A 16692-nucleotide genomic window follows, 5' to 3' on the forward strand; every position below is an offset into this window, starting at 1 on the left:
TCTCACGCCTCGCTGCGTACCGTGCGCGTCGGCAAGATCAGGCGCTCGATCAGGTCGACCAGACCAGGTGGCTCCACCGGCTTGCCCATATGCGCATCGAATCCTGCAAGTACCGCGCGGTCGCGGTCTTCTTCGCGCACGTAGGCGGTCAGAGCGATGGCGGGGATGTGCCGGGGCAGGTCCGCGCGACCGGAGCGTACCGTGCGGATCAGGTCGTAGCCGTCGCGCGCCGGCATCGCAATATCGCTGACCAGCACGTCGAAGGGTGCCTCCGCAAGGCATTGCTCGGCCGCCTCCACCGAGCCGGCCGCATGCACCTGCGCGCCGGCAAGCGTCAGGAACTGCACCACCGCCTCGCGCGAATCCTGGTCGTCGTCGACCAGCAACAGGCGCACGCCATCCAGGCGTCCGAGGCAATCGCGCGGCAGCGGACCGACCTGCAGCGACTCGGCCGACGCCGGGCGCAGATCGCTGACCCCGTGCTGGAACGGCAGCACGATGGTGAAGGTCGAGCCCTTGCCTTCGCCCGCACTGGATGCCCCCAGGCTGCCGCCGTGCAGATCGATCAACTGACGGGAGATCGACAAGCCTAGCCCCAGCCCACCCACGCGCCGCGTGGTGCCGGCATCGGCCTGCCGAAAGCGGTCGAATACATGCGGCAGGAATTCGGCCGCGATCCCGATGCCGGTGTCCTGCACGCACAGCCGCAGCCGGTCGTCCTCGATGTCCAGCCCCACCCGCACCGTTCCTCCGGGTGAGGTGAACTTCAGTGCATTGCCGAGCAGGTTGGACAGCACCTGCTGCAGGCGCCCGGCATCGCCGAAGAACCACAGCTCGCCTTCGCCGGGCGCATCCAGCTCCAGCGCGATGTCGCGCGCCGATGCCGACGGCTGCATCAACTCCACCGTGCTGCGCATCAGTCCTGCGATATCGAAGTGCTCTGCCTGCAGGCGGATTTTGCCGGACAGGATCGCGCTCATATCGAGCAGGTCGTCGATGATCTGCGTCTGCGCGCGTGCGCTGCGTTCGATGATGATCAGCCCCTTGCCCAGATTGGCCGGCTCGAACAGCTCCGACTGCATCAGCCGCGACCAGCCCAGGATGGCATTGAGCGGCGTGCGCAATTCATGGCTGAGCGTGGCCAGAAACTCGTCCTTGACCCGGCTGGCGTGCTCGGCCTGGCTGCGTGCGGCGGTCTCGGCTTGCAGCGATTGCTTGAGCTTGACATCCACGTGCGTGCGTTCGATGACGATGCCGGCCAGATGCGAGGCAGAGCGCGCCATCGCCTGCTCGCGCAGCGAGGGCAGGTGAGCGCGGTCGTAGTAGATGTTGAGCGTCCCCAGCACCTGACCGTTGCTGTCCAGGATGGGCGTCACGCAGCAGGCGACGATGCCCAGTGCCGCCGAAATCGCATGGTGGTCGCTGAAGTTGGGGTCTGCCTGGATGTTTTCGCAGATCACCTGCTGGCCGAGGTAGGCCGAGCGCGCGCAGGGCGGTCCGTTCGGCCCGATCGGCGAGGCCTCGAAATGCCCGCGGTACTCGATCGGAAAATGCGGCGCAGAACCGAAGCTCAGCGTTTTGCGCACTTCATCCAGCACCATCACCGCGCAATACAGCGCAATCTCGCCACGCGCTTCCACGCTCGATGCAATGGCGTCAAGCACTGCCGGTAGCGGTGCGCCGGTGGTGATCAGGCTCAGGATGGCGCGGTCGGAGGCGGTGGCATCTTCGATGTGCTTGCGTTCGGAGATATCGGTCAGCGAACCGATGTGGCCGAGAAAACGTCCGTCGCTGGCGAAGTGCGGCGATGCGGTATCGATGCACCAACGGTATTGCCCGTCATGACGACGCACGCGGTACTCGGCCAGGAACTCGCCATGCTGCGCCAATGCCTGTCCGAATGCGTCGCGTACGCGCACGGCATCGTCGGGATGCATCACATCCCACCAGCCCTGGTCCATCGCCTGGTCTTCGGCCTGCCCGGTGAAGTGATACCAGCGCGGATTCCAGTACACGCAGTCGCCCTGGGCATCGGCCATCCAGATCATCGCCGGCACCGTCTCGCACAAGGCACGGAAGCGCACTTCGCTTTCGCGCAGCTGTTGCTCGAATGCACGCCGGTCATGGATATCGGTGTAGGTACCGATCCACTCGCTGATGCTGCCGTCGTCGCCGCGCACGGGCAGGGCGCGCGCCAGATGCCAGCGCCGCTGGCCGTCGTGGCATTGCAGTTCGCACTCCATTTCGTAGGCGCGCTCGCCCTCGATGGCCAACGCCCAGGCCTGCGCGGAGTGCTGCAGGCCATCGGTGGTGTGCGCCCGATGCCACGCAGCGCTCTGGCTGTCGGCAGGATCCAGTCCGGTGTATTCGTACCAGCGCCGATTGAAGTAATGCGGCTGACCCTCCGGGTCGGCGATGAAGATGATCTGCGGCAGTGTGTCGGCCAGTCGGCGCAGCCGTGCCTCGTTGGCGGCCAGTTGTTGCTGCGCCTTGGCGCGTTGCATGGACTCCCAGCAGCGCGCCGCAACCAGGCGGACCACTTCGATCTCGGTGGGCAACCAGCGCCGCGGTGCGCGCTGATGCACGCCGATGGCCGCAACCAGGCGGCCGTGTTTGTGCAGCGGAATCGCCAGCGACGCGCGTAGGCCGGAGCGTCGGTACTGCTGCGCCACATAGTCCGGTGCACCGGGCGCCATCGCATCGGTAGTGAACCAGGGGCGGTTTTCCAACAAGGCGTCGCGCAGGCCTTGCGCCACTTCCAGCGGAAAATCGCCTTGCAGGCTTGGCATGTCCTGCACATGGTCACTGATCACGTGCATGGTTTTGCCGTCGGCCGCCGCCAGGCCGAATGCGCAGCGATTGACCTGCAGATGTTCGCCCAGCAATCGCACACTGGTATCGATGATCTGACGCGGATCGGAAACGTTTTGCAACGCGTCTTCAAGCATCAGCAGGAAGCTGTCGCGACTTGCCATGCTGCGTTGCTGGGTGACGGAGAGTCCGTGCACCAGGATTGCATCGAGGCGGCCATCGCGCTCGCGCATCGGCTGATACAGGAAATCCACGAAGGTCTGATCGAGTGCATCGCCGGGCATACGCTGCAGATGGGCGGTCATCGACTCGCCGATGACAGGACGGCCGCTGCGTCTCACCTCATCGAGCAGCTCGAGATAGCCCTTGTCGGCGATTTCCGGCATCGCCTCGAGTAATGGATGGCCCAGCAACGGACGCTGGCCGATCAGCTCGTGGAAGCGTTGACTCGCGCTTTCGACGATGTAGCTGGGCCCACGCAGCACCGCCATGAAGGCCGATGACTCATCGAGTGTGGGGGCAACCGCCGCGGGCACGGCCTCGCGACGGGTCGGCCCAGCAGCAGGGGCGGGGGTGCTGGCGACATACAACATGCCCACATGTTCGCCGGCATGCAGCACCGGGCTGCAGGACCACGCCGACAGCGTCAATGCCGCACGCGCCCCGGCAGAGGTGCGGTCGGCTTCCGCGCTGTCTGCAAGCTCTGCCAATGGCTGGCCGAATGCTGCCGGGTGGCGTTCGCCCAGCAGCGCGATGCAGGCATCGTTATAGATGCAGCGCGACGGCTTGCCCCAGACCAGCAGCATCGGAACCTGCGCGTGCAGGCACACTGACAGCGTCGTCCGCAGCGCCTGGCTGTCGCGCAGCAGCGGATCGGCGGCGCACGCGGACGACGCCAGCAACAATCCGGCTGTCTCGCACGTTTCCGGCAACAGGCCGGCAAACGGCGACACGGCGATATCCATTCGGTGACCTACCCCATCATGCCTGGATGCACGATTCTAGTGGCAAGCGGGCAGCGATCGAGCGTGGCGGCAACCGGCACGACCGCGGGAATGGCTTGCGTCAAGCGCGGCAGGCGCGCAGCCAGCAGAGGCGGCTGGCAATGGAGAGCGTCAAACGTCGGCCGCGCCCGCATGCTGGTGACGCACCGGCTGTGCTGTCGCCCTCAGCTGGCGGCACCGCTCAGTTGCCGCGCCCTGGACAGAGCGCCGATCAGTTCGTCGGACAGGTAGGGCTTGGTCAGGATCACGCCGCGTTCGAAGCCGCGGGGGATGGTGCCACTGGCAACACCGGTAGCCAGCACGAACGGAATCCCGAGCTCCGCCAGCAGTCGGGCGACCGGCTCGCTGGTCTCGCCGTTGCCGAGCCGGTAGTCGAGCACTGCGATCTCCGGCGCCTCGGCCTGGATCAGCGCCAGCGCTTGTGCAACTTCTCCGACCGGACCCAGCACGACCGCGCCAGCCTGGACGAGCTGCAGGTCGAGCAGCATGGCATTCATCTGGTCGTTCTCGACCACCAGCACCCGAACTCCACGCAACACCGACATTGCTTACTCCTTCATCTAAGTGGGTCAGTATATCGACACCGCTCCACCGCGGCGCTGATGGCTCCGCTTGCACCTGAATTCGTCAGGCGCGGTCTGACACTGTTCGTTTCATACACAAGCCGCTATACTGCGCGGCCACGCCGAAGTGGCGGAATCGGTAGACGCAGCGGATTCAAAATCCGCCGCCCTTAAAAGCGTGTGGGTTCGAGTCCCACCTTCGGCACCAAGATGTAGCAGCACAAGTAGAGCCCTTCTGGCATATCCAGAGGGGCTTTTCTTTTGTGCGCTCGGCTGCCGCCGGAGCGGGTGAATGCCTGCCGCTTTTTGCATCGCCGCGCCTGAGCCATGCCGTCAGGGCAGCGTCACCTTCTTCGCATGGCGGCGTGTCCCACTGCGGCGCACCGCTCATGCGTGGCCGCTGAAAAATTCCGGCGAGACGAGTTCGGTTTGCCGCCAGGTGCTTGCAGGCACGCAACCATCACGCGCGGTGCGTACCTTGGAGAACTCTTTCAAGCAGGTGGCTTCCATGGATTTCGATTCTTCGCAGCAACTGCGCATTTTGCGCGACATCCACGACACCACGCCGGTCGCCGACGAAGAGGCCAACTGGGCGGTGCGCGCCGGCTATGCGACACAGGCCGAGGACGGCGATATCGATCTCACCCACGAAGGCCGCAAGGCGCTGGATGACGGCCAGACCTGATCCGTCGTTGCGCCAATTCGTTCGATTCGCGAGCGGTGCAAGTGCTTCATCGGGCGCGTACGTTCCCCCGTCGATACGCGTGTGCGTGAGTGTGGATGGAGTTACACGTGCGCGTATCGTGCCGCCACCGACTGCATGCGGTGGAGTGGAGTGGCCTGAATTTCAGGCAAAAAAAAGCCCCGGCAATGCCGAGGCTTTCAGATGATTGGCGTCCCCACGGGGATTCGAACCCCGGTGTCCACCGTGAAAGGGTGGTGTCCTAGGCCTCTAGACGATGGGGACGCGTATCAAAACCTGGTTGTAGATTCCAGACGGCCTATGTCGGGAATTTGGTGGAGCCAGGCGGGATCGAACCGCCGACCTCCTGCATGCCATGCAGGCGCTCTCCCAGCTGAGCTATGGCCCCACGATGCTGCGAGCCGGCAATCATAGCGACATCGATGACGCTTGGGAAGTGGTCTGTGCAAAAAGTTTTGCGCGACCGATTCGCACGCGGCGGGGGATCAACGTGAGACGTGGCTTCGCGAGGAATCGATGAGTGCGCGCCCCGCAGACTGACCGACCTTGATGTCGTCTGCATGCACGAGTGTCTGATTGCGTAGGGTGTGGCGATGCAGTCGCCGTGGCATCTTTTGCACGTCGGTCATGTGCAACAGTCTGCGCACAACATTCGATCAGCATCGCAGCATCCTGCGTTTGCTTGCACCGCCGTCTGCGTAGCCGTGCCGGCAACCGCAGCAGGTGAGGTGCAAAGGTCCAGGTCGCACTACGCTGATGTGGAGCTGTTGCATCATCGATATCGACAGATGACACGCCACACTACGAGCACCGCGTGCAGATAGCTGCGCACGCAATCGATGCTGAAAAAAGCACGCAAAAAAAAGCCCCGGCAGTGCCGGGGCTTTCAGATGATTGGCGTCCCCACGGGGATTCGAACCCCGGTGTCCACCGTGAAAGGGTGGTGTCCTAGGCCTCTAGACGATGGGGACGCGTATCAAAACCTGAGTTGCCATCCTGACGGCCTAAGCCAGGAATGGTGGAGCCAGGCGGGATCGAACCGCCGACCTCCTGCATGCCATGCAGGCGCTCTCCCAGCTGAGCTATGGCCCCACGAAACTGAGAACGAAATGATAGCGGCCTGTTAATGCTCGTGCAAGTGCTTTTTCATTCCGGATGAGACGCAGCGTGCGTGCGGCACGCTGTGCGACAGCCCCTCACTTGACGCCGTGCAGGTCGCGCAGCTGCGTCTGCCGTGCACCGAAATAGGCGGCCAGGTCGGCGATGTCCTGGTCGCTCAGCGCGGTGGCTTGGGCCGTCATCAGCGGGTGCTGACGATCGCCACTGCGATAGGCTTGCAAGGCGTGCGCAAGATAATCGCCGTACTGTCCGCCGAGCTTGGGATAGCTGGGGTCGATGGGCGCATTGCCGTCGGCACCATGGCAATCGATGCAGCTCTGACCGGTCGCCTTGCCCTTGGCGTGCGCCAGCTTGTCGCCAGCCTCGGCGCGTCCGTTCGGCAGGCCGGCTGACGAGCCGGAGCCATGTTCGCCACTGGCGTGGCCGGCATCGCCGGCGGAATGGTCGGGGGACTCAACCTGGGATTGGGAGCAGGCCGCCAACATCAGGGCAGCGACCAGGGCGATGGCTAGACGCGGAGCGTGCAGGGCGTTCGGCATGTGGGCGCTTATTTGAGGGTGGACAGGTAGGCGGAGATATCGGCGATGTCCTGCTCGGAAAAGCTCTGCGCCTGCGCTTGCATGGTGGGATGCTTGCGTTTGCCCTGGCGGTACTCGGTCAGCGCCTGGGTCAGATACTGGCTGGACTGGCCGCCGATCTTGGGCACGCGATAACTGGGATAGGCGTTCTTGTAGCCGGTGACGCCGTGGCAGCCCTGGCAGGTATAGGCCAGCAAACGTCCGTTGGACGGGTTGCCGGCGGGCGCTGCGGGCGTGGCCACCGCCGGGGTGGGCGCGGGGGCGGCGGGTGCCGCTGGCGTGACTGACGGTGTCGCTGATGCGCCCCCAAACGGCAGGAAGACGACCAGAGCGAGGCAAGCGGCGAGCGGCTGCGGGCGCATGGTTTCGTATCCGGAAGACTGATTGAACGTCCGCACGTGGGGGCGTGGCGGAACCGGTCCGAGTATGCCTGCGATTTGGCGCGGCGCAAACGGGGTGAATACGCGAACTTGAACAGACCATGACCTTTGGCGCATTGGCGACATGATCGTTCGGGTGGTCTACTTGCCTACAACACCTGTTCACGCATCCACTAGGACACGACGATGTCGCCACTCTCCTTCCTGCCCGGCCGCAGCGGAACCTGCGCCGCTGCATTGTTGATCACCACGAGCCTGTTGTTGGGCGGCTGCAAGGCGGGAGATGGCGAGGCCAAGGCCGCCGAGGAAAAGAAAACCGTCGATGCGGTGCCGGTGGAAACTGCCAAGGCCGCACGCCGTGCAGTGGCGGCCAGCTATACCGGCACCGCCGCCCTGGAGCCGCGTGCCGAAGCGCAGGTGGTGGCAAAGACCTCCGGCGTGGCACTGGCTGTGATGGTGGAAGAGGGGCAGAAGGTGGCCGCTGGCCAGGCACTGGTCCGCCTGGATCCGGACCGCGCGCATCTGGCGGTGGCGCAAAGCGAAGCGCAGTTGCGCAAACTGGAGAACAGTTATCGCCGTGCCACCCAGTTGGTGGGGCAGCAGCTGGTCAGTGCCGCCGATGTCGATCAGCTCAAGTTCGATGTCGAGAACAGCCGCGCGCAGCACCGCCTGGCATCGCTGGAGCTGTCCTACACCACCGTGCAGGCGCCAATTTCCGGGGTGATCGCCTCGCGCTCGATCAAGACCGGCAACTTCGTGCAGATCAATACGCCGATCTTCCGCATCGTCGACGATTCGCAGCTGGAAGCCACGCTCAATGTGCCCGAGCGCGAACTGGCCACGCTCAAATCCGGCCAGCCGGTGACCCTGCTGGCCGACGCCTTGCCCGGTCAGCAGTTCATCGGCAAGGTCGACCGCATCGCGCCGGTGGTGGATTCGGGCAGCGGCACCTTCCGGGTGATCTGTGCGTTCGGCCAGGGCGCCGAAGCGCTGCAGCCGGGCATGTTCGGGCGCATCCGTATCGATTACGACCAGCGCAAGGACGCATTGGTGATCCCGCGCCTGGCGCTGCTGGACGACGGCGAGCCGGCGGTGTTCGTGGTACGCAACGGCAAGGCCAGCCGGGTACCGGTGAAACTCGGTTATGCCGAAGGGCCGTGGCTGGAAGTGCGGCAAGGCCTGAAGGAAGGCGACCAGGTGGTGACCGCCGGCAAGGTGGCGCTGCGCGATGGCACGGCGGTGCAGGTCATCGGCCAGCCCGATCGCAAGCCGGTTGCGGCTGCGGCACCGGCAACCGGAAGCGACGGGAAACGCTCATGAGCGATCACGGCAACGCGCACGGCCCCGTGCACGACCCGCATGCGCCTTTGCACGGAGGTGGCGGTGGCTTGGTGGCCTTCGCCACACGGCGTCGGGTGACCATCGCGATGATCACCGTGACCATGCTGCTGTTCGGGCTGATCGCCCTGCGCAGTCTCAAGGTCAATCTATTGCCGGATCTGAGCTATCCCACGCTGACCGTGCGCACCGAGTACACCGGTGCGGCGCCAGCGGAAATCGAGACGCTGGTGACCGAGCCGGTGGAAGAAGCGGTCGGCGTGGTCAAGAACCTGCGCAAGCTCAAGTCGATCTCGCGCACCGGGCAAAGCGATGTGGTGCTGGAGTTCGCCTGGGGCACCAACATGGACCAGGCCGGCCTGGAAGTGCGCGACAAGATGGAAGCCCTGTCGCTGCCACTGGAAACCAAACCGCCGGTATTGCTGCGCTTCAATCCCTCGACCGAGCCGATCATGCGGCTTGCGCTGTCGCCCAAACAGGCGCCGGCATCCGACAACGATGCGATCCGCCAGCTCACCGGCTTGCGTCGCTATGCCGATGAGGATTTGAAGAAGAAGCTCGAGCCGGTGGCCGGCGTAGCTGCGGTCAAGGTCGGCGGCGGGCTGGAAGACGAGATCCAGGTCGATATCGATCAGCAGAAACTCGCCCAGCTCAATCTGCCGATCGACAACGTGATCACCCGGCTCAAGGAAGAGAACGTCAACATCTCCGGCGGCCGCCTGGAAGAAGGCTCGCAGCGGTATCTGGTGCGCACGGTCAACCAGTTCGTGGATCTGGACGAGATCCGCAACATGTTGGTGACCACGCAAAGCAGCAGCGGCAGCGCTGCGGACGCGGCGATGCAGCAGATGTATGCGATCGCCGCGTCCACCGGCTCGCAGGCGGCGCTGGCGGCAGCGGCCGAAGTGCAGAGCACCTCGTCGGCAGCCAGCAGCAGCATTGCCGGCGGCATGCCGGTGCGATTGAAGGATGTGGCCCAGGTGCGCCAGGGCTACAAGGAGCGCGAGGCGATCATCCGCCTGGGCGGCAAGGAAGCGGTGGAGCTGGCGATCTACAAGGAAGGCGATGCCAATACCGTGTCCACCGCCGCGGCGCTGCGCACACGTTTGGAGCAACTCAAGGCCACGGTGCCGGGCGATGTGGAGATCACCACCATCGAGGATCAATCGCACTTCATCGAGCACGCGATCAGCGACGTCAAGAAGGATGCGGTGATCGGCGGCGTGCTGGCGATCCTGATCATCTTCCTGTTCCTGCGCGATGGCTGGAGCACCTTCGTGATCAGCCTGTCGTTGCCGGTGTCGATCATCACCACGTTCTTCTTCATGGGCCAGTTGGGGCTGAGCCTCAACGTGATGTCGCTGGGCGGGTTGGCGCTGGCCACCGGGCTGGTGGTGGACGATTCGATCGTGGTGCTGGAAAGCATCGCCAAGGCGCGCGAACGTGGCCTGAGCGTGCTGGATGCGGCAATCGCCGGCACCCGCGAAGTCAGCATGGCGGTGATGGCGTCCACGTTGACCACGATCGCGGTGTTCCTGCCGCTGGTGTTCGTCGACGGCATCGCCGGGCAGTTGTTCCGCGACCAGGCGATGACCGTGGCGATCGCGATCGCGATTTCGCTAGTGGTGTCGATGACGCTGATCCCGATGTTGAGTTCGCTCAAGGGTGCACCGCCAATGGCATTCCCGGACGAGCCAAGCCGGCCGCAGTGGCAGCCGCGGCAGCGCTGGCTCAAACCGGTGGCCGCCGGCCGGCGCGGGGCCGGCGCGAGCATGCACTATGCGGTCTTCGGTGTGGCGTGGGCGGTGGTCAAGCTGTGGCGCGGCATCGCGCGGGTGGTGTCGCCGGTGATGCGCAAGGCCAGCGACCTGGCGATGGCGCCATATGCCCGCGCCGAGCGTGGTTATCTGGCGGTGCTGCCGGCGGCATTGCGGCGGCCCGGCCTGGTGCTGGGATTGGCGGCTGCCGCGTTTATCGGCACCGTGTTCCTGGTGCCGATGCTGGGTGCGGATCTGATTCCGCAACTGGCGCAGGACCGCTTCGAAATGACGGTAAAGCTGCCTTCCGGCACGCCATTGGCGCAGACCGATGCATTGGTGCGCGAATTGCAGCTGGCGCACGACAAGGATCCGGGCATCGCCTCGCTGTACGGCGTCAGCGGCAGCGGCACGCGGCTGGATGCCAATCCCACCGAGAGCGGCGAGAACATCGGCAAGCTCACCGTAGTGATGGCCGGCGGCGGTAGCCCTGCAGTGGAAGCGGCGGCCACCAGGCGGCTGCGCAGCAGCATGGCCGGGCATCCGGGGGCCCAGGTGGATTTCGCACGGCCGGCATTGTTCAGCTTCTCCACGCCACTGGAAGTGGAGTTGCGCGGGCAGGATCTGGGCGAACTGGAACGTGCCGGGCAGAAGTTGGCGGCAATGCTGCGGGCCAATGGCCACTACGCCGACGTCAAGTCGACGGTGGAAGAGGGCTTCCCGGAAATCCAGATCCGCTTCGATCAGGAACGTGCCGGTGCGCTTGGCCTGACCACCCGCCAGATCGCCGATGTCATCGTCAAGAAAGTGCGCGGCGATGTGGCCACGCGCTACAGCTTTCGCGATCGCAAGATCGACGTGCTGGTGCGTGCGCAGCACAGCGACCGCGCCAGTGTGGATGCGATCCGGCAGCTGATCGTCAACCCGGGCAGCAGCCGACCGGTGCGTCTGGCGGCGGTGGCAGAGGTCGTGGCGACGACCGGACCGAGCGAGATCCATCGCGCCGATCAGACCCGCGTGGCGATCGTCTCGGCCAGCCTGCATGACATGGATCTGGGCGGCGCGGTGCGCGAGGTCGAGTCGATGGTGCACAACGATCCGCTGGCCGCCGGCGTGGGCATGCATATCGGCGGGCAGGGCGAGGAGCTGGCGCAATCGGTCAGGTCGCTGTTGTTCGCGTTCGGTCTGGCGATCTTCCTGGTCTATCTGGTGATGGCCTCGCAGTTCGAATCGCTGCTGCATCCGTTCGTCATCCTGTTCACCATTCCGCTGGCGATGGTCGGCGCGGTGCTGGCCTTGCTGATGACCGGCAAGCCGGTGTCGGTGGTGGTGTTCATCGGCTTGATCCTGCTGGTGGGGCTGGTGACCAAGAACGCGATCATCCTGATCGACAAGGTCAACCAGCTGCGCGAGGAAGGAGTTCCCAAGCGCGAGGCCTTGATCGAAGGCGCGCGTTCGCGCCTGCGGCCGATCGTGATGACCACGCTGTGCACCTTGTTCGGCTTCCTGCCGCTGGCGGTGGCGATGGGCGAGGGTGCCGAAGTGCGCGCACCGATGGCGATCACCGTGATCGGCGGGTTGCTGGTGTCCACGCTGTTGACCCTGCTGGTGATCCCGGTGGTGTACGACCTGCTGGATCGCCGCGCCGATGCGTACTACCTGGTGCGTGGCCGGCGCATGGCCGGCCAACGAGCGCAGGCGACCGGGAACGCCGACGGGCTGGAGGCGCTATGAGTGTTGCCGCCTTCAGCATCCGTCGCCCGGTCACCACCATCATGTGCTTCGTCTCGCTGGTGGTGGTGGGGCTGATTGCCGCGTTCCGGCTGCCGCTGGAAGCGCTGCCGGACATTTCCGCACCGTTCCTGTTCGTGCAGTTGCCGTACACCGGCTCCACCCCGGACGAGGTGGAACGCAACCTGGTGCGGCCGGCCGAAGAGGCGCTGGCGACGATGACCGGCATCAAGCGCATGCGCTCGACCGCCACCGCCGATGGCGCCAATATCTTCATCGAGTTCTCCGATTGGGATCGCGACATCGCCATCGCCGCATCGGATGCGCGCGAGCGGCTGGATGCCATCCGCGACGATTTTCCGGAAGATCTGCAGCGCTTCCACATCTATAAATGGTCCAGCAGCGACGAACCGGTGCTGAAGGTGCGCCTGGCCAGCCAGACCGATCTGACCGGCGCGTACGACATGCTCGACCGCGAGTTCAAGCGACGCATCGAACGGATTCCCGGCGTGGCCAAGGTGGAGATCTCCGGCGCACCACCGAACGAAGTGGAGATCGCCATCGCCCCGGACCGGCTCACCGCGCACGACCTCAGCCTCAATGATTTGAGCGAGCGTTTGGGCAAGCTGAATTTCTCGGTGTCTGCAGGCCAGATCGACGACAACGGCCAGCGCATTCGGGTACAGCCGATCGGCGAATTGCGCGATCTGCAGGAGTTGCGCGATCTGGTGCTCAATGCCAAGGGGCTGCGGCTGGCCGACATCGCGCAGGTGCGGCTGAAGCCGACGCGGATGAATTACGGCCGCCGCCTGGACGGACGTCCGGCGATCGGGCTGGATATCTACAAGGAGCGCAGCGCCAACCTGGTGGATGTGTCCAAGGCGGCGTTGAAGGAGGTCGAGGACATTCGCGCCGAACCTGCGATGCGCGATGTGCAGATCAAGGTGATCGACAACCAGGGCAAGGCAGTGACCTCGTCGCTGGCGGAACTGGCAGAGGCCGGCGCAGTGGGCTTGCTGTTGTCGATCACGGTACTGTTCTTCTTCCTGCGCCACTGGCCATCGACGCTGATGGTGACGCTGGCGATTCCGATCTGCTTTGCGATCACGCTGGGCTTCATGTATTTCGTCGGCGTCACGCTCAACATCCTGACCATGATGGGCCTGCTGCTGGCGGTCGGCATGCTGGTCGACAATGCGGTGGTGGTGGTGGAAAGCATTTACCAGGAGCGCGAGCGCATGCCCGGTCAGCCACAGCTGGCAGCCTTGCTCGGCACGCGCAGCGTGGCGATCGCGCTCAGCGCCGGCACCTTGTGCCATTGCATCGTATTCGTGCCGAACCTGTTCGGCGAGACCAACAACATCAGCATCTTCATGGCGCAGATCGCCATCACCATTTCGGTCTCGTTGCTGGCCTCGTGGCTGGTGGCGATCAGCCTGATTCCGATGTTGTCGGCGCGCATGAGGACACCGCCGATGGTGAGTTCAGAGCGCGGCGTGATCGCACGGCTGCAGCGCCGTTACGCCAAGCTGCTGACATGGACGCTGGCCCATCGCGGCTGGAGCGTGGCCGGCATCGTGTTGGTCAGTGCAATCAGCCTGGTGCCGATGAAACTGACCAAGGTCGACATGTTCGGCGGCGACGGCGGCAACGAGGCCTTCATCCAGTATCAGTGGAAAGGCTCGTACACGCATGAGCAGATGGGTGAGGAGGTGGGGCGGGTCGAGCATTACCTGCAAGCCAATCGCGCCAAGTACCACATCACCCAAATCTATTCGTGGTTCAGCGAAGCGGAAGGCAGCAGCACCACGGTGACCTTCGACGCGAGCAAGGTCAAGGACCTGCCGCCGTTGCTGGAACAGATCCGCAAGGCATTGCCGCGCTCGGCGCGGGCGGACTACAGCATCGGCAATCAGGGCGATGGCGGTAGCGGCAATCAAGGCGTGCAGGTGCAGTTGGTCGGCGACTCGACCCAGGCCCTGCAGGCCCTGGCGGACGATGTGATCCCGCTGCTGGCGCAGCGCAAGGAACTGCGCGACGTGCATGTGGACACCGGCGACCGCACCAGCGAGTTGGCGATCCGGGTCGACCGCGAGCGTGCGGCAGCCTTCGGATTCAGTGCCGAGCAGGTGGCGAGCTTCGTCGGCCTGGCATTGCGCGGCACGCCGTTGCGCGAGTTCCGCCGCGGCGACAACGAGGTGCCGGTGTGGGTGCGGTTTGCCGGTGCCGAACAGAGCAAGCCGGAAGACTTGGCCAGCTTCACGGTGCGTACCAAGGATGGTCGCAGCGTGCCGTTGCTCAGTCTGGTGGATGTACAGATTCGCCCGGCCGCCACCCAGATCGGCCGCACCAACCGCCAGACCACGCTGACCATCAAGGCCAATCTGGCCAGCAAGGTCACCGCACCGGAAGCACGCGCGGCAATGGAGAAGCCGCTCAAGGCGATGCGTTTCCCGGCCGGTTACAGCTATACCTTCGACGGCGGCGATTACCAGAACGACGGCGAAGCGATGGGGCAGATGGTGTTCAACCTGGTGATCGCGCTGGTGATGATCTACGTGGTGATGGCGGCGGTGTTCGAGTCGCTGCTGTTTCCTGCGGCGATCATGAGCGGCGTGGTGTTTTCGATCTTCGGGGTGTTCTGGTTGTTCTGGATCACCGGCACCTCGTTCGGGATCATGTCCTTCATCGGCATCCTGGTGCTGATGGGCGTGGTGGTGAACAACGGCATCGTGATGATCGAGCACATCAACAACCTGCGCCGCCGTGGCATGGGGCGTACCCAGGCACTGGTGGAAGGCTCGCGCGAGCGCTTGCGGCCGATCATGATGACGATGGGCACCGCCATCCTGGCGATGGTGCCGATCTCGCTGACCAGCACCACGATGTTCAGCGACGGCCCGCCGTACTTCCCGATGGCCCGCGCGATCGCCGGCGGGCTGGCGTTCTCGACGGTGGTGAGCCTGCTGTTCCTGCCGACGATCTACGCAATTCTCGATGACATGAGCAACGGCGCAGCCGCGCTGGTACGACGTGCGCGTGGCGTGTCGAAGACGCCGCCGACAAGCGTCGCGCTGGAATCGTGAGCGCCAACACTGCTGAAGTTTCCCCGGCCTAAGGCATTCACCAGCGCACTGAGGCCCTGGGTGACAAGGCGCAAAGCCCCTCTCCCGGTGGGGCGAGGAGGCACGGCTTGCGCGCCATGGACGCGCGTGCCTTGGAGCGACCGCGCCGCAAGCATGGGCCGGGGCGCGGAGCGAGGTGAGGATACGGGTTGTCTGGGTACTGCTCAGTACACGGCTGCCATTCGCTGGCTTCGGTGAGGGCGACAGCGTGTCCGCGGACTGGCTCCTCGGCTCGGTCAGACATCCTGTCTGACTCGCCGCCGCGGCACATCCCTGTGCCGCTCTCCGCCAATCCCCGGCCACGCTGCCGCCTCGGCGAGTCGTTTCCGCGACGTTGAGCGACGAAAAACGGCAGCCGATTCAGTGGTCGATTTTGGTGCATGCCAATCATCTGCCAAGGTCGCCGCACGTCTTCTGGACCTTCGACTTCGTAGCTCCCAGACAAACCGCCCAGATGCCAACTACTCAGAAGTGCACGGTTCCCAGCGCTCTCAATCCGCCGCCTTCAAGAGGGATGCGAAGAGGCCCCTGCCTCATTAGGCGGGGCAACGACCAAAGCTAGGTCGGGCATGCCCTGCGGCGGTGGCTGCTCTCCGTTCCGCCAACACAGGAACAGTCGAAGAGTGGTCCGCGGGCGCCGGGGCGCTTACACGAAAGAGCCCCCATGAATGGGTTCACGGCGTGTCCTGCCCCGGCGCCCGCGGACCGCTCCCGCGCATGAAACAAAGGCGCCCGCCAGCAGCCTTTCCTCAACCAAAAGCAAAGCGCCAGCTAACCGGGCTTTCCGCATTCAAAACCAAAGCGCCAGCTGATCAGCTTTCCTCAGCTATCCAGCTTTCCCAGCAACCTGGGTTCCGAGCCGCTGGATACGTCGGCCAGAAATCAGCCCGCGCGTACCTGCCGAACGATCGCCGCCGCCTTGGCCGAGCTTTCCTTGACCTTGTCCCACTGGCCCTGTGCCAGCCAGTCCTTGGGCACCATCCACGAGCCGCCGATGCACAGCACGTTCGGCTGCGACAGGAACTCGGCCGCGTTGGCCTCGCTGATGCCGCCGGTGGGGCAGAGCTTGAGTTCGGACAGCGGGCCGGCCAGGCCCTTGAGCATCTGCAAGCCACCCACCGCGGTGGCCGGGAACAGCTTGCAGACGCGGAAGCCCAGGCCCATCAGGGTCAGCAGCTCGGTCGGCGTGGCCGCGCCGGGCACGGCGGGGATCGGCGCATCGGCAAGCAGGCGCGCCAGCGGCGCCGGCGTGCCGGGGGTGACCAGGAAGTCGGCACCGGCATCCACCGACTGACGCAGTTGCAGCTCGCTCAGCACGGTGCCGGCGCCGATCACGATATTGGGCAGCTCGCGCTTGAGCATGGCCAGCGCTTCGATCGCGACCGGGGTGCGCAGGGTCAGTTCGATCGCGGGCAGGCCGCCTTCGAGCAGCGCATCGGCGACGCGGCGCGCCTGGTCCAGCGTGTCCACGGTGACCACCGGCAGGATGCCGGCGTCGCGCAGCAGCTGTTCGGCGGTGTTCTGGGTCTGGGCAATCGTCATTGCAACTCCGTTAGACGGCGACCGCCGGGCGGTCGCGCAGA

9 protein-coding genes, 5 tRNA genes and 1 pseudogene are annotated in these 16692 nt (G+C 65.0%); 5 read left to right on the forward strand and 10 right to left on the reverse strand.

The annotated features are described in order from the left end of the window. Positions 1-2: 2 nt before the first annotated feature. From FHT08_RS07475 to FHT08_RS07480, 3 genes and pseudogenes are all read right to left on the reverse strand, one after another. On the reverse strand, positions 3-3404 hold the full coding sequence (locus tag FHT08_RS07475) for a PAS domain S-box protein (protein ID WP_343204137.1): 3402 nt from the start codon (positions 3402-3404) through the stop codon (positions 3-5). After that, positions 3393-3776 (reverse strand): annotated as a pseudogene (locus tag FHT08_RS20205) (histidine kinase); the annotation flags it as partial. The pseudogene FHT08_RS20205 and the gene FHT08_RS07475, both read right to left, overlap by 12 nt. 203 nt (positions 3777-3979) lie before the next feature. Next, on the reverse strand, positions 3980-4360 hold the full coding sequence (locus FHT08_RS07480) for a response regulator (RefSeq protein ID WP_104537243.1): 381 nt from the start codon (positions 4358-4360) through the stop codon (positions 3980-3982). A 139-nt stretch (positions 4361-4499) separates the two neighbouring features. Here FHT08_RS07480 and FHT08_RS07485 point away from each other — a divergent pair. Then, positions 4500-4586, forward strand: a tRNA-Leu gene (locus FHT08_RS07485). A 300-nt stretch (positions 4587-4886) separates the two neighbouring features. Beyond that, positions 4887-5063 carry a hypothetical protein gene (locus FHT08_RS07490; protein WP_043909075.1) on the forward strand — a complete coding sequence of 59 codons (177 nt, stop codon included), beginning with the start codon at positions 4887-4889 and terminating at the stop codon, positions 5061-5063. 206 nt (positions 5064-5269) lie between these two features. On the opposite strand, the gene FHT08_RS07495 is transcribed toward FHT08_RS07490, so the two are convergent. From FHT08_RS07495 to FHT08_RS07520, 6 genes are all read right to left on the reverse strand, one after another. Next, positions 5270-5345: transfer RNA gene (locus tag FHT08_RS07495), tRNA-Glu, on the reverse strand. 48 nt (positions 5346-5393) lie between these two features. Then, positions 5394-5469, reverse strand: a tRNA-Ala gene (locus FHT08_RS07500). A gap of 507 nt (positions 5470-5976) precedes the next feature. After that, positions 5977-6052, reverse strand: a tRNA-Glu gene (locus FHT08_RS07505). Positions 6053-6097: 45 nt separating this feature from the next. After that, a tRNA-Ala gene (locus tag FHT08_RS07510) sits at positions 6098-6173 on the reverse strand. Positions 6174-6277: 104 nt separating this feature from the next. After that, positions 6278-6739, reverse strand: a complete 462-nt coding sequence (locus tag FHT08_RS07515; protein ID WP_104604681.1) for a cytochrome c — start codon at positions 6737-6739, stop codon at positions 6278-6280. A gap of 8 nt (positions 6740-6747) precedes the next feature. Further along, positions 6748-7140, reverse strand: coding sequence for a cytochrome c (locus tag FHT08_RS07520; RefSeq protein ID WP_166774711.1), 393 nt, complete (start codon positions 7138-7140; stop codon positions 6748-6750). Between the two features lie 204 nt (positions 7141-7344). On the opposite strand from FHT08_RS07520, the gene FHT08_RS07525 reads away from it, so the two are divergent. The 3 genes from FHT08_RS07525 to FHT08_RS07535 are packed head-to-tail and all read left to right on the forward strand — an operon-like array spanning position 7345 to position 15070. Continuing rightward, on the forward strand, positions 7345-8478 hold the full coding sequence (locus FHT08_RS07525; RefSeq protein ID WP_166774712.1) for an efflux RND transporter periplasmic adaptor subunit: 1134 nt from the start codon (positions 7345-7347) through the stop codon (positions 8476-8478). Beyond that, positions 8475-11987, forward strand: coding sequence for an efflux RND transporter permease subunit (locus tag FHT08_RS07530; protein ID WP_166774713.1), 3513 nt, complete (start codon positions 8475-8477; stop codon positions 11985-11987). The genes FHT08_RS07525 and FHT08_RS07530 overlap by 4 nt, the downstream gene beginning before the upstream one ends. After that, positions 11984-15070 carry an efflux RND transporter permease subunit gene (locus FHT08_RS07535; protein WP_104537305.1) on the forward strand — a complete coding sequence of 1029 codons (3087 nt, stop codon included), beginning with the start codon at positions 11984-11986 and terminating at the stop codon, positions 15068-15070. Before FHT08_RS07530 ends, FHT08_RS07535 begins: the two co-directional genes overlap by 4 nt. 921 nt (positions 15071-15991) lie before the next feature. On the opposite strand, the gene FHT08_RS07540 is transcribed toward FHT08_RS07535, so the two are convergent. Beyond that, a complete protein-coding gene (locus FHT08_RS07540) occupies positions 15992-16651 on the reverse strand; it encodes a bifunctional 4-hydroxy-2-oxoglutarate aldolase/2-dehydro-3-deoxy-phosphogluconate aldolase (RefSeq protein WP_016902600.1) in 660 nt (219 codons plus the stop codon). Between the last annotated feature and the right edge of the window lie 41 nt (positions 16652-16692).

Source organism: Xanthomonas sp. CFBP 8151 (genome assembly GCF_011761885.1).
Taxonomy (GTDB): domain Bacteria; phylum Pseudomonadota; class Gammaproteobacteria; order Xanthomonadales; family Xanthomonadaceae; genus Xanthomonas; species Xanthomonas arboricola_B.

What these genes read in the sequence shown, in the direction of transcription:
- FHT08_RS07475 (WP_343204137.1), bottom strand. Translation starts at nt 3,404, where the DNA reads ATGTTGTATGTCGCCAGCACCCCCGCCCCTGCTGCTGGGCCGACCCGT.
- FHT08_RS07480 (WP_104537243.1), bottom strand. Translation starts at nt 4,360, where the DNA reads ATGTCGGTGTTGCGTGGAGTTCGGGTGCTGGTGGTCGAGAACGACCAG.
- FHT08_RS07490 (WP_043909075.1), top strand. Translation starts at nt 4,887, where the DNA reads ATGGATTTCGATTCTTCGCAGCAACTGCGCATTTTGCGCGACATCCAC.
- FHT08_RS07515 (WP_104604681.1), bottom strand. Translation starts at nt 6,739, where the DNA reads ATGCCGAACGCCCTGCACGCTCCGCGTCTAGCCATCGCCCTGGTCGCT.
- FHT08_RS07520 (WP_166774711.1), bottom strand. Translation starts at nt 7,140, where the DNA reads ATGCGCCCGCAGCCGCTCGCCGCTTGCCTCGCTCTGGTCGTCTTCCTG.
- FHT08_RS07525 (WP_166774712.1), top strand. Translation starts at nt 7,345, where the DNA reads ATGTCGCCACTCTCCTTCCTGCCCGGCCGCAGCGGAACCTGCGCCGCT.
- FHT08_RS07530 (WP_166774713.1), top strand. Translation starts at nt 8,475, where the DNA reads ATGAGCGATCACGGCAACGCGCACGGCCCCGTGCACGACCCGCATGCG.
- FHT08_RS07535 (WP_104537305.1), top strand. Translation starts at nt 11,984, where the DNA reads ATGAGTGTTGCCGCCTTCAGCATCCGTCGCCCGGTCACCACCATCATG.
- FHT08_RS07540 (WP_016902600.1), bottom strand. Translation starts at nt 16,651, where the DNA reads ATGACGATTGCCCAGACCCAGAACACCGCCGAACAGCTGCTGCGCGAC.